Origin of the sequence: Pediococcus pentosaceus ATCC 25745, assembly GCF_000014505.1 — a bacterium.
GTDB classification, from domain to species: domain Bacteria; phylum Bacillota; class Bacilli; order Lactobacillales; family Lactobacillaceae; genus Pediococcus; species Pediococcus pentosaceus.
In genome coordinates this window covers 754,459-777,135 of record NC_008525.1, presented here as the reverse complement: position 1 = coordinate 777,135, position 22,677 = coordinate 754,459, and the positions used below count along the sequence as shown (strand labels likewise).

24 protein-coding genes are annotated in these 22,677 nt (G+C 36.9%); 4 read left to right on the top strand and 20 right to left on the bottom strand.

Annotated elements, in window-relative coordinates; genetic code table 11:
* Positions 1–33: 33 nt before the first annotated feature.
* The 5 genes from glnA to PEPE_RS03595 all read right to left on the bottom strand — a co-directional run bounded on the left by glnA (position 34) and on the right by PEPE_RS03595 (position 4,763).
* The gene (glnA, locus tag PEPE_RS03615; RefSeq protein WP_002833531.1) at positions 34–1,374 is read right to left on the bottom strand and encodes a type I glutamate--ammonia ligase; all 1,341 of its coding nucleotides are present in this window, start codon (positions 1,372–1,374) and stop codon (positions 34–36) included.
* A 34-nt stretch (positions 1,375–1,408) separates the two neighbouring features.
* Positions 1,409–1,774 (bottom strand): MerR family transcriptional regulator, encoded by a 366-nt coding sequence (locus PEPE_RS03610; protein ID WP_002833530.1) that lies wholly within the window; start codon positions 1,772–1,774, stop codon positions 1,409–1,411.
* An 80-nt stretch (positions 1,775–1,854) separates the two neighbouring features.
* On the bottom strand, positions 1,855–3,111 hold the full coding sequence (locus tag PEPE_RS03605; protein ID WP_011673217.1) for a methionine gamma-lyase family protein: 1,257 nt from the start codon (positions 3,109–3,111) through the stop codon (positions 1,855–1,857).
* Positions 3,095–4,027: a tRNA (adenosine(37)-N6)-dimethylallyltransferase MiaA gene (gene miaA / locus PEPE_RS03600; RefSeq protein ID WP_002833528.1), complete on the bottom strand. Its 933-nt coding sequence runs from the start codon at positions 4,025–4,027 to the stop codon at positions 3,095–3,097. The genes PEPE_RS03605 and miaA overlap by 17 nt, the downstream gene beginning before the upstream one ends.
* 1 nt (position 4,028) lies before the next feature.
* Positions 4,029–4,763, bottom strand: coding sequence for a glycerophosphodiester phosphodiesterase (locus PEPE_RS03595; protein ID WP_002833526.1), 735 nt, complete (start codon positions 4,761–4,763; stop codon positions 4,029–4,031).
* 82 nt (positions 4,764–4,845) lie between these two features.
* On the opposite strand from PEPE_RS03595, the gene PEPE_RS09110 reads away from it, so the two are divergent.
* Positions 4,846–5,022 (top strand): DUF3042 family protein, encoded by a 177-nt coding sequence (locus PEPE_RS09110; protein WP_002833525.1) that lies wholly within the window; start codon positions 4,846–4,848, stop codon positions 5,020–5,022.
* A gap of 53 nt (positions 5,023–5,075) precedes the next feature.
* Here PEPE_RS09110 and PEPE_RS03590 read toward each other — a convergent pair whose 3' ends face one another.
* The 7 genes from PEPE_RS03590 to PEPE_RS03565 form a co-directional block, all read right to left on the bottom strand.
* Positions 5,076–5,495: a rhodanese-like domain-containing protein gene (locus PEPE_RS03590; RefSeq protein ID WP_002833524.1), complete on the bottom strand. Its 420-nt coding sequence runs from the start codon at positions 5,493–5,495 to the stop codon at positions 5,076–5,078.
* Between the two features lie 31 nt (positions 5,496–5,526).
* Complete coding sequence (locus PEPE_RS03585; RefSeq protein WP_002833523.1) at positions 5,527–6,489, bottom strand: ROK family glucokinase; 963 nt, start codon at positions 6,487–6,489, stop codon at positions 5,527–5,529.
* A gap of 17 nt (positions 6,490–6,506) precedes the next feature.
* On the bottom strand, positions 6,507–6,719 hold the full coding sequence (locus PEPE_RS03580; protein WP_002833522.1) for a YqgQ family protein: 213 nt from the start codon (positions 6,717–6,719) through the stop codon (positions 6,507–6,509).
* Positions 6,720–6,751: 32 nt separating this feature from the next.
* The gene (locus PEPE_RS03575) at positions 6,752–7,441 is read right to left on the bottom strand and encodes a rhomboid family intramembrane serine protease (protein WP_002833521.1); all 690 of its coding nucleotides are present in this window, start codon (positions 7,439–7,441) and stop codon (positions 6,752–6,754) included.
* 29 nt (positions 7,442–7,470) lie between these two features.
* A complete protein-coding gene (locus PEPE_RS03570) occupies positions 7,471–8,034 on the bottom strand; it encodes a 5-formyltetrahydrofolate cyclo-ligase (protein ID WP_011673216.1) in 564 nt (187 codons plus the stop codon).
* A gap of 81 nt (positions 8,035–8,115) precedes the next feature.
* On the bottom strand, positions 8,116–8,265 hold the full coding sequence (gene rpmG, locus PEPE_RS09105) for a 50S ribosomal protein L33 (RefSeq protein WP_011673215.1): 150 nt from the start codon (positions 8,263–8,265) through the stop codon (positions 8,116–8,118).
* 98 nt (positions 8,266–8,363) lie between these two features.
* A complete protein-coding gene (locus tag PEPE_RS03565; protein ID WP_002833519.1) occupies positions 8,364–10,454 on the bottom strand; it encodes a peptidoglycan D,D-transpeptidase FtsI family protein in 2,091 nt (696 codons plus the stop codon).
* 132 nt (positions 10,455–10,586) lie between these two features.
* Here PEPE_RS03565 and PEPE_RS03560 point away from each other — a divergent pair, with 132 nt between their 5' ends.
* A complete protein-coding gene (locus PEPE_RS03560) occupies positions 10,587–13,202 on the top strand; it encodes a YfhO family protein (RefSeq protein WP_011673214.1) in 2,616 nt (871 codons plus the stop codon).
* A 26-nt stretch (positions 13,203–13,228) separates the two neighbouring features.
* On the opposite strand, the gene greA is transcribed toward PEPE_RS03560, so the two are convergent.
* The 8 genes from greA to PEPE_RS03520 all read right to left on the bottom strand — a co-directional run bounded on the left by greA (position 13,229) and on the right by PEPE_RS03520 (position 21,136).
* The gene (greA, locus tag PEPE_RS03555) at positions 13,229–13,711 is read right to left on the bottom strand and encodes a transcription elongation factor GreA (RefSeq protein WP_011673213.1); all 483 of its coding nucleotides are present in this window, start codon (positions 13,709–13,711) and stop codon (positions 13,229–13,231) included.
* A gap of 15 nt (positions 13,712–13,726) precedes the next feature.
* Positions 13,727–14,383, bottom strand: a complete 657-nt coding sequence (gene udk / locus PEPE_RS03550; protein WP_002833824.1) for a uridine kinase — start codon at positions 14,381–14,383, stop codon at positions 13,727–13,729.
* Positions 14,384–14,398: 15 nt separating this feature from the next.
* The gene (gene mltG / locus PEPE_RS03545) at positions 14,399–15,568 is read right to left on the bottom strand and encodes an endolytic transglycosylase MltG (protein ID WP_029257866.1); all 1,170 of its coding nucleotides are present in this window, start codon (positions 15,566–15,568) and stop codon (positions 14,399–14,401) included.
* An 83-nt stretch (positions 15,569–15,651) separates the two neighbouring features.
* The gene (gene pheT / locus PEPE_RS03540) at positions 15,652–18,081 is read right to left on the bottom strand and encodes a phenylalanine--tRNA ligase subunit beta (RefSeq protein WP_002833822.1); all 2,430 of its coding nucleotides are present in this window, start codon (positions 18,079–18,081) and stop codon (positions 15,652–15,654) included.
* A 6-nt stretch (positions 18,082–18,087) separates the two neighbouring features.
* Positions 18,088–19,134 (bottom strand): phenylalanine--tRNA ligase subunit alpha, encoded by a 1,047-nt coding sequence (gene pheS / locus PEPE_RS03535; protein WP_002833820.1) that lies wholly within the window; start codon positions 19,132–19,134, stop codon positions 18,088–18,090.
* A 277-nt stretch (positions 19,135–19,411) separates the two neighbouring features.
* Complete coding sequence (locus PEPE_RS03530; protein ID WP_002833819.1) at positions 19,412–19,744, bottom strand: winged helix-turn-helix transcriptional regulator; 333 nt, start codon at positions 19,742–19,744, stop codon at positions 19,412–19,414.
* 17 nt (positions 19,745–19,761) lie between these two features.
* The gene (locus PEPE_RS03525) at positions 19,762–20,271 is read right to left on the bottom strand and encodes an HD domain-containing protein (RefSeq protein ID WP_002833818.1); all 510 of its coding nucleotides are present in this window, start codon (positions 20,269–20,271) and stop codon (positions 19,762–19,764) included.
* Positions 20,272–20,368: 97 nt separating this feature from the next.
* Entirely contained in the window at positions 20,369–21,136 is a 768-nt protein-coding gene (locus PEPE_RS03520) for a TrmH family RNA methyltransferase (RefSeq protein ID WP_002833817.1), read from the bottom strand.
* A gap of 185 nt (positions 21,137–21,321) precedes the next feature.
* Here PEPE_RS03520 and PEPE_RS03515 point away from each other — a divergent pair, with 185 nt between their 5' ends.
* Together PEPE_RS03515 and yidC are read left to right on the top strand one after the other, a co-directional pair.
* Positions 21,322–21,594 (top strand): acylphosphatase, encoded by a 273-nt coding sequence (locus tag PEPE_RS03515; RefSeq protein ID WP_002833816.1) that lies wholly within the window; start codon positions 21,322–21,324, stop codon positions 21,592–21,594.
* Between the two features lie 79 nt (positions 21,595–21,673).
* Positions 21,674–22,624 carry a membrane protein insertase YidC gene (gene yidC / locus PEPE_RS03510; RefSeq protein WP_002833815.1) on the top strand — a complete coding sequence of 317 codons (951 nt, stop codon included), beginning with the start codon at positions 21,674–21,676 and terminating at the stop codon, positions 22,622–22,624.
* Positions 22,625–22,677: the final 53 nt, after the last annotated feature.

Sequence of the window (22,677 nt, the reverse complement as noted above, 5' to 3'; positions counted from 1 at the left end):
AACCGTGTTATAACTCTTATTATAGATATTTGTCTAGAACATTTCGAGATATTGATCACGTTCCCATTGTGTCACTTCTTGACGGTAAGAAGCCCATTCTAACTTCTTAGCTTCGAGGAAGCTTTGGAAAATGTGATCCCCTAATGCCTTACGCATTACATCATCATTTTGGAATTCCTTCAAAGCATTGTGTAATGTTGAAGGTAGATCTGTAATATGCTCTTCATTACGTTCTTGAATGTTCATTCGATAGATATTACGATCAACGGAATCTTCTGGTTCAATCTTGTTTCTAATGCCATCTAAGCCTGCTTCCAATACTGATGCAATTGCTAAGTATGGGTTAGCAGCTGGATCGACGCTTCGAACTTCAAAACGAGTTGAGAGTCCCTTACTTGAAGGAACGCGAATAAGTGGTGAACGGTTTGAACCTGACCAAGCAACGTATACTGGAGCTTCATATCCAGGAACTAAACGTTTGTACGAGTTAACAATTGGGTTACATACGGCCGTATAACTACGAGCATGCTTCAATAGTCCACCAAGGAACCAGTAAGCATTTTGAGAAAGTTGTAAGTCACCCTTTTCGTCATAGAAAGCATTGCCTTCCTTATTGAAAAGTGACATGTTTAAATGCATCCCTGAACCATTGATTCCATCCATAGGTTTAGGCATAAATGTAGCATGCAGGTTATATTTACGGGCAACTGTCTTAACAACCAACTTAAAGGTTTGAATGTTATCGGCAGCGGTCAAAGCATCGGCGTATTTAAAGTCAATTTCGTGTTGTCCTGGAGCAACTTCATGATGAGAAGCTTCAACATCAAAGCCCATATTTTCAAGTTCCAAAACAATATCACGACGGCAGTTTTCACCTAAATCAACAGGAGCTAAATCAAAGTAACTACCTTTATCATTTAAATTAGTGGTTGGTTTACCATTTTCATCTAATTTCAACAAGAAAAACTCAGGTTCAGGTCCGATATTAAAATCAGTAAATCCTGCATCCTTCATCTCTTGGAGTACTCGAATTAAATTGTTACGTGGATCACCCACGAATGGTTTACGATCATTTGAGTATACTTCACAAATAATGCGAGCCACCTTGCCATGTTCGCTTCCCCATGGGAAAACCATCCAAGTAGAAAGATCTGGGTATAAATACATGTCACTTTCTTCAATCCGAACAAACCCGTCAATTGAGGAACCATCAAACATCAATTTATTATCTAATAGTTTGTCCAATTGACTAATTGGTACTTCAACGTTCTTAATTATTCCAAAAAGATCTGTAAACATTAATCGGAGAAAACGTACATTTTCATCCTTTGCCATCTGACGAATATCTGCTTGCGAATAATTTTTCTTTGCCATAACTGTATGTAACGCCCCACTTTATTTTTTTATACTAAACTCGTTTAATTGGAAAGGCTGGGCCAGAATCATCCGATAGCCTTCCAGTTTGAAGTAATTCTTCTCTTAAGATTTTCCGCATTTGAGTATCCGAAATGGAGCGTTTCAGTTCTTCTTTTCGTTGCTCAAAGCGTTGCTTGATATCAGCAATATTCAAACCTTCTGCAATAAAATCTTTAATCTCAAGCAATCGATCAATATCGTTCAACGAAAACAAACGTCGATTTCCTTCACTTCGATCTGGAAAAACTAACTCGTTTTCTTCATAGTATCGAATCTGTCGAGCAGTAAGAGATGTTAACTTCATAACTGTACCAATCGGTAAAACAGCCATCGAGCGACGAAGCTCTTTTTCACTCATACCAATAACTCCTTTAATATTGAACTAAGTTTAACAGTCAATGATAGCTACGTCAATAGCTGATGTTACATTTTCTAACATCAGTTAAAGAACGTTTCTTCAACGGCTTTAGTGATTGCAATTTTTACGTGTGAATAAGTTAGACCACCTTGTAAATACAGTGTATATGGTGGGCGAATTGGTCCGTCAGCAGAAAATTCAACGCTGGCTCCTTGAACAAAGGTACCCGCTGCCATAATAACTTTATCTTCATATCCAGCCATTTGAGATGGCTCTGGATCAACATATGAATCAATTGGTGAATTTTTTTGTACTTGCTTAGCAAAGCGAATCATTGAATCTGGTTCACCAAAGTTAATTGTTTGAATCAAATCCGTCCGTGGATCATTCCATTTAGGATCAACTTGTAAATTACACTTTTCTAAAATTGCGCTCTCAAAAATAGCGCCTTTAATTGCTGCTCCCGTAACCTCAGGGGCCATAAAAAATCCCTGATACATTCTGCGAAGATTTTCTAGGGTAGCTCCCTCTTCCTTACCTGCACCAACATTAGTTAAACGATTAGCAATCATCTCGATTAATTTTTGCTTTCCAACAACGTATCCACCAGTATGGGCGATTCCACCCCCAGCATTTTTAATTAATGAACCTACCATGACATCAACGCCTACTTCAGTTGGTTCCACTATTTCTGAAAATTCACCATAGCAATTATCAACAAAAATAATAGCATTGGGTAAAATCTCCCGAACATGATCTACCATCACTTTAATTTCATCAACAGTAAAACTAGAACGACTAGAGTAACCTCTTGAACGTTGAATTGCTACTACTTTAACTTGATCCGTCAACTTAGTCTTGGCAGCTTTAAAATCAACTTTTCCATTTTCTAACAAAGGAACGTAATCGAAATCAATTTTAAAGTCTTTCAATGAACCCATTCCTGCTTTACCAGTGACGCCAATCACTTCTTGAATCGTATCATAAGGCATCCCCGTTAAGTATAATAACTTATCTCCAGGACGCAACATTCCAAAATAGGCCGAACTAATTGTGTGAGTCCCAGAAACAAATTGTGGCCGGACCAACGCATCTTCTGTCTTAAAAACATCAGCATAAACCCGGTCTAGAGCGTCTCTTCCCATATCGTTATAACCGTATCCAGTCGCTCCATTTAAATTTTCTTCGGAAATTCTTTCCTTTTGAAAGGCTTCTAATACTTTCCGTTGATTAAAAGTTACTTGATCATCAATCTCACTTAGTCGTGGTTGAATTTGTTTTTCAACCTCTTCAATGATTCTTTTTACTTCCGGTTTAAAATCATCTTTCCAATTCATTTTTAACACCTAACCAGTTTTCAATTTTTTGATATATCTTTGCTTGCTCTTGTGGATTTTGGATAATGTCATACCAATTTACATCCATCTTATTTCTAAACCATGTAAGTTGACGTTTAGCATAGTGTCTAGAATCCTTTTGTATTAGCTCAATGGTTTCTGATAAAGTTTTCTCATTTTTAAAGTAATCCTGCCACTCTCGATATCCAATCCCCTTGTTGGCTTGTGGTACCTTAGTTTCGTCAAACAACCAGCGTGCTTCATTTTCAAGTCCAGCGTCTAACATCATGTTTACCCGATGGTTGATACGTTGGTATAAGATAGAGCGTTCCGTATTTAAGCCAATTAGTAGGTCATCATAAACCGCCGTCGGTTGCATTTGCTGTTCTGACATCTTTTGGCCTGACACTTTAAAAACTTCAATTGCTCGAATAATTCGTCGCCGGTTCTTTCGATCAATATTTTCGTAAGTTGCTAAATCGATTGTTTTTAGTATCGATAATAGTTCATCATTTTCTTTTTGATTTAACTCTGTACGGATCGCTTCAATTTGATTTCGATCTTCATTGCTACCTCCTAACTCCAAATCTCTTAATAGAGCCTGTAGGTAAAAACCGGTTCCACCAACCACAATTGGTAGCTTACCTCGCTGACTAATTTCACTAATCAATTTTTGAGCCGTTTCTTTAAAATCAGCAGCTGAAAAGCGATCATGGATAGTCTTGGTATCAATCAAATGGTGTGGGATTCCTTGCATTTCCTCTATGGTAACTTTTGCCGTGCCAATATCTAATTTTTGATAGACTTGCATCGAATCCCCAGAAATGATCTCTCCGTTAAATTTTTTTGCAATATCAATCGACAGGTTGGTTTTTCCGACTGCAGTTGGACCAACAATCGCTAAAACTTTTTCCATATTATTCTCCCTGCATCTTTTTTCTAATTTTTAAAGCTCTTGTTGGATAGTCCGTGATAATCCCCTTAAAATTCTTTTTAAAGCAGTACTTGATATCATCTTCAGAATTGACTGTCCATGGCCGTAATTGGACGTGAGGTAAGAAAAATCGATGACTACGCACCCATGCGATACTTGGGTGCCACTCTTGAATAATTCTTCTTCTACTGAATCGGCGAGCTGCTTTCGTATTAATTTTAAATAAGCTAGCAGCTTCAACTTCTGGTTGTAATTGATGTAACACGCTAATCGATTTCGGATTAAAACTGGAATATACCAAATGGAATGGGAAATCTTCACCCTTAAGAACTTCATAAACCTTTTGTTCAATTCCTGGATATTTAATTTTATCTGTTTTCAATTCTAGGTTAAAAATACCATGATATTTTCTTTGAATTAATAAATCAACTACTTCCTGGAGCGTTGGAATGCGTTCATTAACATACTTTTCACTGAAATATGCTCCCGCATCTAATTTCTTAATTTCAGCTAAGGTTTTATCAAAAATGCGGCCTTCTCCATCTGTGGTCCGATTAACAGTCTCATCATGAATAATGACTAACTTCCCATCTTTAGACAAGTGAACATCAGTCTCAATTCCATCAGCGCCTTCGTCAATAGCTTTATTAAAAGCCACTATTGTGTTTTCTGGTCGCACGCCTTTACTTCCACGGTGGGCAATAATTTGAGTAATCATATCGTTCTCCTATATCTATTTCTGGCATTTTAAATCAATTCAGCGCATAATTAAGGTAATCATAAGTAAGGAGCTGAATAAGATGGGTAAATTTGTAAAAGGTTTTCTATTTGGAACAATCTCAACACTTGGTGCAATTGCTGGGGCACTCTTCGCTTTTCATAAAGTCGTAGTTGAACCTGTTGAAGAACAAGTCGAACGTACCGAAGAAAATCGTCGTCGTGCGCACCGTAAACAGCACTCTGCACATAATGGCTAATCTACACAAATAAAAAAGAGGTTGGGTTAATTCTATTTTAACCCAATCTCTTTTTAATATTTAGTCTTTTTAGTTTTTCCAGTCCAACGTTGATATCCATTTTTTAAAATGTAGAGTTGGGTGAAACCTTTTTTGGATAGAAGCATTGCTGCACGTCCACTAAAAGTACGTCCTTGATCGTATAAATAAACCGGTAAATCAGAACGCAATTCTTGGGTTCTGTTTTTCATTTGCGAATACGGAATATTTCTAGCACCAAGAATATGACCTGCATCAAATTCCTTCTTTTCTCTAACATCAATCACTTGTGCTTTACGCATTCCAGCTCGAAATTCATCATCATCTAATTGAGTCGAAATCTTACCACGTTTCCAGTATAAGTAAAGTTGATAAACTAGATATGCAATGATAAGGATGATCACGATTGTATTTATCCAAAATCCGGTTGTATATTTTGCAGCAGCAACAGCCATGTTTCTCTCATCTCCAAAATTTTTGTTTTATTTATGCAAATACACGAGCTAATGAAGCGGCACCGATTACACCAGCGTCATTTCCTAAGCGAGCTAATTTTAATTGGGTTGAAGAACGAACAGTTGAGAATGCATATTGTTCGTAATAATTACGGACACGTTCTAATAAGAAATCACCAGCTGCTGAAACTCCGCCACCGATAACAATGCTTTCAGGGTTTAAAGTATTAGCCAAGTTACCTAAAGCAAGTCCTAAGAGACTGCAGACCCGATCAACAACACGAAGAGCTAAAACGTCACCCTTCTTTGCAAGGTCGAAAACTAATTTAGAAGTAATATCTTGTCCGTCATCAGTTTCACGTTTAAGTTCTGAATCGCCAGAAAATTCTTCTGCCATGTCGCGGGCTACATGAACAACACCTGTAGCACTGGCATATTGTTCAAGACATCCACGCTTACCACATGTACATAGGTAACCTTCAGGATCAACCGTAACATGTCCGATTTCACCAGCAGCTCCAGCTAAACCATGAAGCAATTGTCCACCAGCAATCAAACCGCCACCGATACCGGTACCAAGAGTAACGAAAGAAACATCTTCGCCGTTTTCTCCAGCACCCTTCCAACGTTCACCTAGACCAGCAACATTAGCATCGTTATCAATGGCAAACTTGATTCCTGTACCATCTTCAATTGCATCCTTAACGTATTGAGTTTCTTTCCAGTTCAGGTTGAAAGCACCAATTACTGTACCATTTTCGCGGTTTACAGTTCCCGGTGTTCCCATCCCGATTCCAATAAATTGATCCTTAGTCATCTTATATAAATCAAGATGATGATTGATTGAGTCAATAATGTCTGGAACAATGTGTGAACCTTCATCTAAAACATTTGTTTCCACACTCCATTTTTGTTGAACATCGCCATTTTCAGTTAAAATAGCAAACTTAATTGTTGTTCCACCAAGATCGACACCGATTAATTTACGTTCCATTACTTCGAAACCCTCCATTATTTTTGTTGGTTATCTCTAACCTCTTCAATATGATGCTCATGTCGTAAAACCAACTGAGCTTTAACATAGGTCGGTTTATCGACGACTCCTGCTTTGTACAAATTTTTCAATTCAATACTCATCAATTCAATATCCCATTTACGTTTTCCAACGTAAACAAATATTCCGAATTGCTTTAAAAGTTGTTGCACATCATAAAGTGTTTTCATAATACCATCTCAACTAATTTACCAGATTATTGTTATGATGTAAACGCTAATTTACAAAACGCTATCATCATAAGAACGATTAAAATTGCACTACCAATACGTTTCCAAGTTGGAACCTTACCAAATTTAGGGAATCCGATTACATACGCTATTAAAAATCCAGAAACTAAACCACCTAAATGCGCAATAATATTCATGTTAGTACCCAACAGTCCACTTATCAAGCCCAAAACGCTAAATAATAGCATTTGTTTACCCATATCGATTAATGCGGGGTACTCTCGATACTGTTCTGCCATCATCAGCCATACACCGATAATCCCAAAAATAGCCCCACTTGCACCGGCAGAAATACTATTAGGGTTTGAGAGAGCCAAACTTGCTAAATTAGCAAAAAGACCTGAAAAAATATATATTAATACAAATTTCCAATGACCAATCATTCGTTCCAAAAGCCTACCAATAAAGTATAACGCAATCATATTAAACAAGATATGTTCAAATCCAATATGAATAAACATCGATGTAAATATTGTCCACAGTCCCTGACCGTTTTGTACCAGCACCGGTACCAAAGCACCGTGGGTAACTAGGACTGAAATATTCGTGCTTCCGCCGATTAGCGTCAACCAAAGAAAAACTAAAATATTAATTCCCACGATTGTTTGTGTAACGAATGGGCCTTCGTATAGACGCTTTAAAAGTTGTTTTTGATCACTCATTAAGAACCTTCCTTTTCAAACCGAATCATCTAACGTTCAAATTGAACCCCTTCTTCTGTAATAATTTTTTCTAATGGTACATCAAAAGGTTCTACATCCCACTGAGGATCTGAATAAATTTGTTCTGAAAAAGCTAAAACTATTTTCGAGGCTGGCGTTTTTTTCAAGTAACGATCGTAATATCCTCCCCCAAATCCCAACCGATAACCATTCGAAACTTCATAAGCTAGACCAGGGACAATTATTAGATCCAATGCTTCGGGACGAACCACATTCCCCCCTACTGGTTCTAAAATTCCTTGGAACTTTGGTTGCATGGGTGTATTTAAATTATATTCGACGAACTCCATCTGTCGTTCTGGCAAGGTCCGTGGGACATAGACACATTTACCATTTTCAATTAGCCGTTGAATGATGGGTGCTGTGTCTAGCTCAAAGCCGTGACTCATGGTTATCGCTAATTTTCGAGCATTTTTTACTTCATGTTGATCGAAAAAACTTTCTAAAATTAACGCCTCTTTAGCTCTTTTAGACGTTATATCAATTTGATTTAAGCGTTTAATTTGAGTTTGCCTAAAGATATTTTTATTCATTTTATCCCCCATAGTTACATTTAAATATATAAAAAAAGCTAGAAGCGACAGCAAATTGCAGTCTTCCAGCCTTAATTACGATTATTTTGTTTCCTTGTGTAATGTAACTTTGCGTTCACGAGGGCAATACTTGTTTAGTTCCAAACGATCCGGATTGTTACGTTTGTTCTTGTTTGATAAGTATTGACGGTTATGGCATTCAGTACATTCTAAAGTAATGTGTACACGCATTGGAATGACCTCCATTAATATATATATTTGAATTCGAAAATCCACTAGCATTGTACATGTTACCACTATTCTGAAAATTTTTCCAGAACCAATTGCGATTAATTGGAATTCAAGTTCTGAGCAGCGGTTTCAGAGGTCGCTTTAGTTGGATTAGTAAGGGTTGATTTGGATTGGACATATTTCCAGTATGCCGCATAGATCTTCTTAGCAGCCGTCATATTATCCGATTCAGCATTTGTACTTAATCCTGGCAGAGCTAGTGCTACAACTACTTGAGGATCATTAGATGGAGCATAAGAAGCTAATGACAACGTTACGGTTGTTTTCCCATTGGTTGTCGTCTGAGCTGTACCAGTTTTAGCAGAAATTCCGGGAGAAATACCAGCTAGTGGCCCACCGGTCTTATATTTATTACTTCCATGAACCACGTCATATAACCCATCTGTAACTAATTTTCTCTGTGCAGAAGTCATATCAACTTGATTTAAAACAGTTGGTGAAACGGTCTTTTGGACTGCTCCCATTTTTCCATTTTGTTTACTACTTCTAATTTGTTCAACCACATGTGGAGCAACACGATAACCACCATTTGCAATGGTCGACATGTATTGCGCAACTTGAATGGTTGTATAAGCATCATAATTACCAAAAGATAAATCGAGCGCTTTACCAATATTAGCAGAGCCAGTAGGTCCTTTAAACCCGGAAGATTCACCAGGAAGGTCAATGCCTGTTTTAGTACCTAGACCGAATTGCTCAAAATATCCACGCAATTTGTTAAAGACATTAGGATTCATCCCTGACAAGGATGCCCCTGAGGAGTACTTAAACCCTCCTTCTTTCATGGCTAATTGCATCATATATGAGTTAGAAGAAACTTCTAACGCTCTCGAAGCGTCAACTGACATATTTGCACTACCAGTACTATTAAACCAAGAACTCTTTGATCCTGTTCCAGCCACCTTAATTGGTTCATCAATCAAGGTATTATTGCTAGGAGTAATAACCCCGTCCATCAAAGCTCCAGAAATTGTTGCCCCCTTAACCACGGAACCCATTACAATTGGTTCATTAATTGTTCCTAAGACATTATCTGTCATCTTACCTGTTGAAGGATTTCGGTCAGCACCAGCAAGCGCAATCACTGCTCCTGTTTTAGGATTCATTACCACTGCATAGCCACCAGTTGATTGTCCACCAGCGTTTTTTGAGGCCTCTTTCATAATTTTTTGGACTTCTTCTTGGAACTTGGAGTTAATCGTTAAAACAAGATTATCACCTTTTTTACCAGCATATTGTTGAACTTTCTTAACAATCTGTCCTCCCGAACTAACTTGAATGGCAGTCTGCGATTTGGTTCCCTTTAAAACTGATTCATACTGTTTTTCGAGATAACTTTGTCCCACGCTATCATTACGAGCATAACCTTCAGCTAATAAAGTGTTAACTTCATCACTAGGTAGACCAGTTTTGGAACTACTTACCGTTCCTGCTAGGGACTTAATGTCATTCCCCTCTGGATAGCTACGAGTCCAACTTGTTGAAATTTTGACCCCAGGCATCTCAGAAAGGTGCTCACCAATCTCAGATAGCTCCTTACTAGAAACATCCGTTTCCTTAATATAAACCGTAGAAAGTTGGTAAGCTCCATTCATAATTTTAAAAATTCGAGCAGCATTTTCTTCCTTTGAACTTAACTTAATATCCGAATTTTTGATATAGTCAATTTCTTTTTCCTGAACTGCCTTACTACTCAAATTTTCACGATTAGTAATTTTCTTTTCGTAGTATTTACTATTTTTAGAATCTGCCAGCAAGTAATTCGCAATATCTGTTCGACTCAACTCTGTATCATTGGCTTCAAGATATTTTCCAAGTGTATTAGCAATATTGAACATGTCTTGAGCCATTACGTTGGCACCCTTGGTATACGAAATAGCCTGATGCGCAGTATTTCCTACTAAAACCTTTCCAGTAGAATCGTAAATCACCCCCCGCTGAACATTATTGGTTTCAACGGTGTTATCAGTTCGATTTACGACTGCTTGCAACTTCGAGCCATACAAAATTTGTAAATACCCTAATTGTCCAACTAACAGTAGTAATAACGCAAAGACAACAAAAAAGATCAAATTCAATCGAAATGGTAATTCACTTTTTGGTCGCCTAATTTTTTTAGGATTTTTCATTATTTATGTTGCTCCTTTTAGATCACTTCGTTCATTCTACCAGAAAATATATCGGTGTACTAATAGTATTAACAAAGTCTTAAGCATGTTTTGTGCTATCCTATTATTATCAATTTAAAGGTTGGGATTTTAATGGATTTTATTAAGAAACATCAGAATTTAATTTTAAGTGGATGTATCCCTGCTTGCATTATGCTAGCATACTTCGTTTATCGCGGATTTGCTCCATTTGGAACATCTAGTCTATTAACTGTCGATATGGGACAGCAATATGTCGCGTTCTATGAATATTTCCGCAGTACACTTATCAGTCATCCTGGTCAGTTTTTCTATTCTTTTTCCAATGGTTTAGGTGGAGATATGTTTGGTACTTGGGCTTATTATCTTTTCAGTCCAACCAATTTGCTGCTTTTGTTTTTTAAAAAAGAGAGTATCACTTCCGGAATCCTAGTAATAACTGTACTAAAATACGCTTTAGCTGGACTAACATCTGCTATTTACTTGCAGCATCTTGCTCAAAAAAATAAAATCACCACTCCGCGAGCTAGTGTTGTTGGTTTTGCTACTGCCTATAGTTTGATGGCTTTTTCCATCGCCAATCAACTTAACCTTTTTTGGCTAGATGCTCCCATCTTATTACCCTTAATTATTCTTGGTTTGGATGCTCTAATTGATCAAAATCAAATTAAAATTTTTGTAACGACGATGAGCTTAATGGTCATTATAAATTATTACTTTGCTTATATGATTGGTATTTTCACCTTAATTTACTTTTTATGGCGAGCTTCGCCGTTATCATGGAAAAAGATTTTTCACTATGTTCAATCTTGGATTTACGTTCTAGTTTTTTCCGCCATTGCTTGGATGCCGACATTATGGGCTCTCCTCCATGGTAAAGCACAGTATACAGAAAACTCAATTAAATGGTCTTTTGCTTACACACCACTTAAAATGTTAACTAAATTAATGCCAGGGACATTCAGCTTTAAGCAAATGTCTGATGGTCTACCAAATATTTACGTGGGAATGTTTGTGTTAATGGCTTTTGTCGCCTACTTTTTCAATAAAAATATTGGTTTAAAAAGACGACTTGGAGCTCTATTAATAACTGCTTTTTTCTTACTTTCTTTCTGTTTCACCCCATTAAACTTATTCTGGCATGCCATGCAATTTCCATGGTGGTATGCATATCGTTTTAGTTTCATTTTTAGTTTCTGGGTTCTTATTTTAGCTTTTGAAGGACTATTACATCCCATCCAAGAAGCACTTTTAAAACCCATCATCGCTGGTTTAGCACTCATTAGTCTTGTTGCTTATATATCAACTAAAAATTTACCAAAAATTAGCGACTTTATGACCGAGAATCAAATTCAATTTGGAGTTATTATCTTTATTGCAGCGCTTGTCTTTTGGGTTGGCTTCCAAGCTAAAGACTTTAATCCGGGGCTCACGCCAATTTTAGTTTGTTTTATGGCCCTAGATTTATCTGTCAATGCTATCTGGTCGTTGAATCGTATAAGTTATGTTAGCCAAACCGAATTTGCTCAATATAGCTCAGCAGCTCGCAATGCAATCGACCAGATTAAAGACCAAGGTCATCATTTTTCGAGGATTGGTACAAATTACTCTAGGACTAAAAATGATCCAATTCAATTAGGTTTCAATAGTGGATCAAGTTTTAACTCTAACCTAGAAACTAATATGCTTGATATGATGAGTGCTCTGGGCCAACCTACAACTTCCGGAAATGTGACCTATATGAACGGAACCTTGATCTCTGATGCCCTTCTGAACTTCAAGTATTGGTCATTTGTAAATAACGAAACTGACCATAATCCTTTTTCAACTAAAAGTGTTCGGCACGATGTTTTAAAAAGGTATCATCAGATTGGTAACACTAAATATGCTGATAACTACTTAAATCAATATGCCCTTCCATTAGGTCTTACTACTACTCATCCGGTAAGTAATACCAAAAAAATTGGAAATCCTTTGCAATATCAATCTAATTTACTCAAAAAAATCAGTAATCATTCTCAAAATTTATTTACAGACATTACTAACCAGGCCCAAATTTACTTTTCAAATGTTACTTCCACGCCTAATATTAAAAATGGTCTGTTAACTAAACAGAAACTTAATAAGGCTGCCACGGTAACTTTTGAATATGAGCCAAAAAATAATAATCCAATTTATATTACCGCCGGATCACAACTTTCACATGATAATGCGGATATCTTCGTTAACAACCAACGAATTACTGAAGACCTTGATTATGACCAACCAATTGTTTTATCGATTGCAGATCAGATGAAAGGCAAAAAAGTTCGTATTCAAATTGTTTTAAAGAAGCAAAGTTTACTTTTATCTGATTTTAGTGTCGCTGAGCTTCATTACGGCACATTTAAGCAAGATTACCAAGCTGCTAAGACAAATAGTCTAACGCAGGTGAAAAACGCTGGGAACGTAGTCACAGGCAATTTAAACGTTAATTCTGATAAACCCTACTTATTCACTTCCATCCCTTACAGTTCGGGATGGCACATTAAAATTGATGGTAAAACGATTCCTACTTCTAAAGTCGGTAATTACTTCTTAGGAAGCAACGTAAAATTAACTTCTGGCAAACATCAAATCAAGTTTACTTATATACCACCATTCTTTATGCTAGGTATGTCTATTACCATAATTGGTTTTCTAATGCTCGTCTTGCTCCAACAAAAAAAGCTTTTCACTCATAAGAAGTGAAAAGCTTTTTTTAATATGATTAGTTTTTAAGCATTTTTAACGGTTAGGATTTTAACTTTCATATCTCCACCGGGAGTAGCGATTGAAACTTCATCGCCAACTTTTTTACCTAAAAGAGCTTTAGCAATTGGTGAATCGTTTGAAATTTTACCAGTCATAGGGTCGGCTTCTGCAGCCCCAACGATCGTATATTCTTCTGGTTCTTCATCAGGAAGCTCTTTAAATTCAACCACTCGGCCTAAAGAAACTTCATCACCAGCAATATCATCATTATCAATGATTTGTGCGTAGTGGAGCATATGTTCAACCGTATTGATTCGGCTTTCTACCATGCTTTGCTCATCTTTAGCTGATTCATATTCTGAATTTTCAGATAGATCGCCAAAGCTTCTAGCGATTTTAATACGTTCGATAACTTGTGGACGAGTCTTTGTTTTTAAAGTTTCTAGTTCTTCTTCTAACTTAGCTTTTCCATCCAAAGTCATTGGATAAGTTTTTTCATCTGCCATTTTTACACCTCAAAATTATTTATTAAAACTCTCATCGCGCCCATCTTCTGATAGAATATCGCGAACTTTTGTAACCAATAAATCAATCGCCACACTGTTTTTTCCACCTTCAGGAACAATCACATCAGCATAGCGCTTGGTTGGCTCAATAAATTGGTGGTACATGGGTTTAACACCCGTTAAATATTGATTAATGATTGAATCTAATGTTCGTGCACGTTGTTCCATATCGCGACGAATACGACGAATAATTCTAATATCATCATCAGTATCAACGTAAACCTTAATGTCTAACATATCACGAATTCGCTCATCTGCTAGGATTAAAATCCCCTCAAGGATAATCACGTCGGTTGGGTCTTGTTCAATAACTTCTGAACTTCGCGTCGAAATTTTATAATCATAAATAGGAACTTCGATTTTTTGGTTGTTTTTCAACATTTTTAAATGTTCATATAAAAGGTCGGCATCAAAGGCCAGTGGATGGTCGTAATTAACCGCCCGGCGTTCTTCCATCGTTTTTTCAGCTTGATCTTTGTAATACGAATCTTGTTGAATGATAGAAATCGAATGACCATGTAATTCTTCAAGAATTTTTTGACTAACAGTTGTTTTTCCACTACCGGATCCCCCGGTTACCCCAATAATTATTGGGCTGTTCTTTGTACTCATAAGCTTAATTCCTCACTATTTACCTTCTGGATTGTACTTCGCAACTGCTTCGTTAAATGAAGTAATGTCTTTGTAGAACAAGACGTCTCCAACTTTATGTTTTGAACCAGATACATTTTTTGTAACTGCAAAGAAGAATAGATATCCGTCTTTAGTATCAGCATTAACCACGGATAGAATAGAATCTTCACCAGGATTATCAACTGGTCCTGGCATAAATCCAGTATTCACCCGAGTGTTATATGGGTTAGTACTTGCTAAATCGGATTGAGTTAAGTCTTCTGTTGCGGATTTTTTAACTGCATAACGTGTTGAAACATCAGATCCTAATGTTTCACCTTGCTTGATACGATTTAAGAAGACCCCTGCAATCTTAGAGCGATCGCTAGATTTACTACCTTCCATTTCAACTAGTGACGCTACACTCAAAGTTTCCTGAACGGTTAAACCATCTGATTTAATCTTAGAATAATAAGGTTGTAAAACAGCATCCTCTTTAGCAACCATTTGCGTAATGACATCTTTTAGTTTGGTATTTTTATCAATTGCATAACTAGCTGGGAATAAGTACCCTTCTAATCGATAGCGCACGTTTTGAGCCTTCATCGCCGATCCCAGTAATTTAGGATATTGCTTAGCTAGACTCTTTATAAAGTCCTCATCTTTCATTAATTTCAAGAAATCGGACTTCTTAAAGTACTTCGAAGATTTCATCGAATTAGCAATCTGATCAATATTTTCGCCTTCCTTGATTAATACGCGTGGACCGTTCAAGGCAATTGGCTCTGCTGCTCCACCCTTTTCAAGTTTTTTAGCGATTTGTTTTAAAGTCATCGATGGTTTTAAAACATAATAACCTGCTTGGAAGTTATTGATTTTCTTAGACTTAGTGTAGTAATTGAATACTGCACCACTCTTAACGACATGTTTATCCTCTAGGATCGAGCCCACTCCTCGTGAAGTTGTTCCAACCGGAATATTAATTTCAATTTGTTTATTGCTCTTCGCGTCTAAAGGTTGTAGGGAAGTGCTGTAATAGCGGTATCCCATAAACGTAGTGATTAAAACAACAGCAACTAAGATACCAATCACCCATTTAATAATGTTGTGACCGTTTTTTTGTCGTTTATAGTTACTCTGTACACGACTATGTCTTTGATTCGAATCATTGTTATTATCCAAGATCATTTCTCCTATCATTTACAATAATGGTAATTATACAATAACTATCTTTAACTTCGCATTAAAGTAACATAGATTTAATACGGTTATCTAACGGTTACATTTAATTTCTCTTCCAGGTTTTTAATTACCTTAGAAAATTCATCATTGATAGCATCTTCTTGCAAAGTATCATTTGTATCTTGATAAGTAAATTGATATGCCAAGGACTTCATCCCTTTTTCAAGGTTCTTACCTTCATAAACATCAAACAATTCAACTTTTATCAAGTTCTTTTGCTTAGTTTCATTAATAACGTTTAGAACTTCTGTATTAGAAACTTCCTTATTAACTAAAATAGCAATGTCTCGTGTAATTGCAGGATATTTAGAAATTACGTCATAATGTTGTAACTTCTTTTCGGCATGAATAATTTTTGTTAAATTCAATTCAAAAACATAAGTTTCCTTAATCTTAAACTCTTCTGCAGTGGTTGGATGAATTTGACCAATAAAACCAATTACATCTCCATCAAGCAAAACATCAGCAGTGCGTCCCGGATGCATCCCCTGACGATCATGGTCTGCAACATAACTTACTTCTCCAGCAACGGCAACATTCTTAAGGTATTGTTCTACAATTCCCTTAACATCAAAGAAAGTTACTGGCTTTTCTTTTTCATTCCAAGACTTAGCCTGCATTGAACCTGTAATTGCTCCTGCAATATGTTCAATTTCTTCTGGTTGTGCTTGTCCATTTCCATAGAAAACTCGCCCTTGTTCATAAAGAGCAACATTTTCCACTGAACGTGCCTTATTGTAAGCAATATCATCAAGTAATCCACTAATTAGATTCATTCTTAAGGCTTCTCGGTCCTTTGTCATTGGCCAATCGACCTTCACTAGTTCGTGATCACCCTTCACAAATTGTTGACTCTTGGCAATGGTTGTAAGTCCATAACTCATGGCTTGAGTAAGCCCTAAGCCTTCCATAACTGTTCTTGAGGCCCGCATCAATTTCTGTTCAGTAGTAAGTTGTCCAATAGTTGGATCACCAGTTGGTAATGTCACTGGTAAGTTGTCGTAACCAAAGATTCGAGCAACTTCCTCTAGCAAGTCAGCTTCAATATGAATGTCCCAACGACGAACGGGAACAGTTACCTTGAAGGTCTGCTTTGTAGCATCTAATTCTGTACTAAATCCAAGTCGATCAAAAATAGCTACGACTTCTTCACTAGTAAGTGACGTACCTAAAATTTTGTTAATACGAGCTAAAGCGATTGTAATTGATTCAGGATTAAGTTTAGTATCATTGCCAACAACTACCCCGCTCATCACTTTCCCTTGACTAAAATCAGCTACTAAGCTGGCTGCTTCGTTTAATGCATCATCAAGTGAACTATAGTCAATACCACGTTCAAAACGCATTGCAGCTTCGCTATGTAGATTATGGTAACGAGCAGTTTTACGGATTTTAATTGGGTCAAAAATTGCTGCTTCAATAACAATATTTTGAGTTTGATCACTAACTTCTGTAGCCATTCCACCCATTACACCAGCCATTGCAATCGGGGTCCCATCAGCTGTGATTACAAGGTCTTCTGGACGCAAATCACGTTTTTCATCATCTAGAGTAGTAAATTTAACATTTTCACCCGCTGGAGCAACTGAAATTGTTTGACCTTTAAGTTGGTCCAAATCATAGGCATGAAGAGGTTGTCCATATTTCAACATAATGTAATTAGTAACATCCACTACATTATTAATAGGACGAATTCCCGCCTTCATCAATGTCGTTTGTAGCCAGAATGGACTAGGCGCAATTTTCACGTTTTCAATGGCCATCAACTTGTAAACTGGGGCAACATCTTGCTCATCGATTTCAACTTTTATTTGATCGGCTAAAGTATCAGCTGATTTTTGTTCGTCTTGGACCTTCAAAACTTCAAAATTAGCCTTTTGATCTAGAATAGCGGCAATTTCGTGTGCATTACCGTTCATACTGAACATATCACCACGATTAGGTGTTACGGATGTATCAATCACATCGTCATCCATTCCTAAAGCTTCCATTACAGAATCACCTGGTTTAACATGGCTGTCAGCTGGGAATACGTAAATTCCATCTGCATAGTCTTTAGGTACCACATTGTCTGGGTAACCAATTTCTTGCAGAGCACAAATCATCCCATTAGATGGAACTCCACGCATTTTGCTACGCTTAATTTTGACGTTGTCTTTGATTCTTGAACCGTGGAGAGCAACAATAACATCTTGGTCTGCAGCAATATTAGGTGCACCACAAACAATTTGAATTGGTTCTTCTTCACCAACATCGACTTGGCAAATGTGCAAATGATCTGAATCAGGATGTTCAGTCACTTCTAGGGTATGACCCACAACAATTTTCTTTAATTTATAATCTAATCTTGTAACTGAATCAACTTCAACAGCTGTACGTTCAATCTTTTCAGCCAAGTCTTTAGGTTCTAAGTCTAGTTCTAAATATTTAGATAACCACTTGTATGAAAGTTTCATTTTTTATTAACCTCGCTTATTGAATTGGGATAGGAATCTAACATCATTTAGGTAGAAATTACGAATATCATCAACACCATAACGTAACATTGCAAAACGATCAGGTCCTAATCCAAAGGCAAAACCACCGTAAACGTCCGTGTCCACACCAGCCATTTTCAAAACATTAGGATGAACCATTCCAGCCCCTAATACTTCTATCCAACCGGTTGACTTACATACTGAACAGCCTTTTCCCATACAATTAAAGCAAGTAACGTCTGCTTCAACAGAAGGTTCTGTAAATGGAAAATAACTTGGACGCAAGCGTACTTCGAAACGATCACCAAAAAGTTCCTTAGCCAAAGTTACTAAAGTACCTTTCAAATCACCCATCGTAATGTTCTTATCAATCACTAATCCTTCAATTTGATGGAATTGGTGTGAATGAGTAGCATCATCAGTATCGCGACGGTAAACTACCCCTGGTGAGATCATTTTTAATGGTCCCTTTGAAAAGTCATGTTTTTCCATTGTTCGAGCTTGAACTGGAGAAGTTTGAGAGCGCATCAAAACTTCGTCCGTGATGTAAAATGTATCTTGCATATCGCGAGCCGGATGATCTTTAGGCAGATTTAGCATCTCAAAGTTATAGCGGTCGAGTTCAACTTCTGGTCCTTCAACAACTTGGTAACCCATCCCAAGGAATAAATCTTCCAAGTTATCAATAATTTGCTGAATAACATGCGGTTGGCCTTGCTTCATCGGTGTCCCTGGCAAAGTAACATCTACAGCCTCTTCAGCTAATTTTTTATTCAAGGCTGCCTGTGCTAATTCTTCTTTACGTTCTTCCAATTTAGATGTTAGGTTATCACGTACTTTATTAGCAAATTCACCGACCTTAGGACGTTCCTCTTTACTTAAATCACGCATCCCTCGGAGGACCTCAGTAATCGGACCTTTTTTACCTAAAAAATTGACCCGTACTTCATTTAATTTTGATAATTCATTAGCAACGCTAATTTCTTGAAGACCTTTTTCTTCAAGTTCTTTTAACTTCTCTTGTAAACTCATGATCTTTCCACCTTTCTCCAAATAAAAAAACGCCCCTCCTAGAAAGGGACGTTTTTTAACGCGGTACCACCCTTGTTTGCAACTCAATGCACACTTGGTCAGCCAGATACGGGTGGCCTGCCCATTTTTAAATCGAAGCGAATTCACTGAAACCATCATCGGAATCTCTCAACCTAACGATTCCTTCTCTGTCTGATAATTTAAATCAGCTACTACTCTTCGAGCTTTTATTCTCTTAGCTACTTTAACCAAAAAAACGCATTAGGTCAATACCTAATTAAAACCAGCAATCAGCAAATTTATGAGCGGCGTCAAGCACCGGACGTAGATTTTCACCTTGTTCTGTTAATCGATACTCAATTAAGGAAGAATCCTCATAAGTACATCGTTCCACTAGCCCAGCTTCCTCTAAGCTTTTCAAACGCTCTACAAGTACACGGTCACTACATTTCGTGACACTATGCGCAATGTCTTTAAAACGCTGTGGACCAGCATTCATAAGCACTTCTAAAATAAGTCCATTCCATTTTTTTCCTAGTATATCAAACATCTTTTCAAACTTTGGACAAAGTTCAAAATCAGTTTGTTCTTTTAGTTGTGTACTCTGCATTATAAAAACCTCTTTTACTAGATAAACTTAATAACCTTCTCTTTATATTTCATGAGTTTCATCTTAAATTCCTTGCGAACATGATCAAAATATTCAGTAATAGCTTGTTCGTCATCTACAAATGACACAATACTGCTTTCAAAATATTTAGGTCGCGCGATAGTGGCTCCCCACATATGTTTTAATATAATATCTTTTTCTTTATCATTCAAGACCGTGAGCTTTTCCGCATTACGTAAAGCAACCCGAGGATGGATAAAGGCGTGAGAACCCAAAGTAAACTTAGTTGTTCTCCAATCGTAATAGAATAAATCATGGAGTAACCCAGCTCGTGCTGTCGAAACAGCATCTAGATTGTGTTTTTTGGCTAACAAATAGCTTTCATAGGAAACGCTAATACAGTGATCCAAACGAGTTCCATTGTGATGTTGAGTGTAGTTATCTAACTTTTGAACCTCTTTTTTCTCTAATAAATCTCCAACAATTGCCATATATTCAGAATCATTTTTCCAATCTAGTGACTTCATTAAAAAGCTCCTTTTTAGCTTAAGTTACTACCATCTTAGCGTCATACTTTTTTAAATCAAGTAAATCTAACTGCCAAATTTAAAACGTAACAAAACCTTAACCGGCTAAACCAAACATTAATACTCCAGCAGCAACCGCCACATTCAAAGATTCTGCGGAACCCTTGATTGGAATATATAAATTCATATCCGTCATTTCAATAAGTCTTTCACTCATGCCGTTGCCTTCATTCCCCATAATCAAAGAGAACTGGTCTGGAACATCAATTTTACGATAGTCACGGGCATTTTCATCTAAAATTGAGCCAAAAATTACACTACCTTGATCCTTACAATTACGAATCCATTTCTCAAGATTCAATCGTTTCAACTGCAAGTGATACTGACTACCCTGCATAGCCCTTAGAATCTTAGGGTTATAGAAATCAGCTGTCCCATCGCCAAATACAACTCCTGTAAACCCAGCCGCATCAGCCGTTCTTACCATTGTACCAATATTTCCAGGATCTTGTACATTATCCAAAACTAACCATTTTCCAGACAAATCATCTGGAAATTGCCAATCTTCCTCGTTAATGTAACCAATTAAAAAGATGCCTTGATCGTGAACAGTATCTGAAATATGATTAGCAACTTCTTTGGTCACTAAAATTAATTTGTCATTATCGACTTGTTCAGCAAGCTCACCTAAATCAAAGTCTTCTTGGACAATTAAAAACTCATATTCAGTTGCCTGTTCCAAAGCCGTCTCCACTGGATGACGTCCTTCTAAAAGAAATTTCTTAAATTTTTTTCTACCATTATTGGTTTTTAGTTTCACCCATTCTTTCACTTTTGAATTCTTTGTTGAAGAAATCTTTTCCATAATTATACCTTATCTCCTTACCATTTGTAAGTATTCTGTTTCTATCCTATTTAATCGTATCATTATCACAATCTAAATGATATACAGACTTGCCGAACTTTTAATCTTAACACCTTTCATACTAACAAATTAAGGTAACGATGTTAAAATTATTAATATAAATCTTTTTGAAAGGAATGATTATAATGAAAGCTGTTCACATGAACGCTTCTGGACAGGTACAAGCCGTGGGATTCCGTTATACAACCAAATTACTAGCTGATCGACTTAAAGTAACTGGATGGGTCAAAAACAACCCCGATGGTACCGTAGAAATTGAGGCGCAGGCTCCAGACGCTGTTTTAGACCAGTTTATTGATGGAGTAAAAGCCTCACCTTCGCCATCTGGACGAGTCAATAAATTAACTGTTAAATCAATTCCCTTATTTGAAGGGCAAGACTTTATTGTTAAATACTAAATTTCATTGAAAAAAGACGGAAAATCAAGTATAGTTACCCTTGTATTTCTAGCATTCAGAAGGGAATTGTACGTATATTATGAAAAAGCTTAAAAGTATCTCGACGATTACTTTAATCTCGGGACTCGCATTAGTTCTTAGTGGATGTGTCCAACGTGATAAACACGGTAATCCGTATGGACCGATCTATGATTATCTAGCCATCCCCACTCAGCACTTTATGAATTACCTTTCACACTTACTTTGTGGAAGTTATGGGCTAGCGATTATTCTTGTTACTTTTGTTGTTCGTTTAATTTTGCTTCCATTGATGTTAAATCAATCTCGCAAAGCCACAATTCAACAAGAAAAAATGGCATTTATTCAGCCCCAGCTTAAGGTACTTCAAGCACGTAATCAAGCAGCCAAAACGCCCGAAGAACGTGCCGCTATTAGTCAGGAAATGATGGCCTTGTATAAGGATAACAACGTTAGTATGACTGGTGGAATTGGTTGCCTTCCAATTATCATCCAATTCCCTGTTTTTGCCGCGTTATACGCAGCTATTCAGTATTCACCTGAATTACATCAAGGATTATTCCTAGGTATTAATTTGGCTAAGCCAAGTATCTTATTGGCAGCAATTTCCTTCCTTGTTTACTTATTACAAGGTTGGTTAGGTACTTTAGGCGTTGCACCAGAACAAAGAAAAATGATGCGTTCCATGATGATTGTCAGTCCTTTGATGATTCTATTTTTCACTTTTTCTTCCCCTGGTGGATTAGGACTTTACTTTGCTGTTGGTGGAGTTTTTGCATGTATCCAAACACTCGCAATTAATCTCTATCGTCCAAAAATTAAAGCACGGATCCAAGAGGAAATGAAAAAGAATCCTCCTAAGATTGTTGAACCAACTGGTCCAGTAGATCTTAAAAATGTTACAGAAGCAGCTACAGAATTTACTAGTGAACCTGAAACTAAACCAGTTTCTAAACCACAAAATAACAAACCTCGTCGTAATGCAGGTAAACAAAATCATCATCGTGACTAAAATTAAATACCAAAAAAATCCTTGGAAAATTTTGAGTAAAACTCATTTTCCAA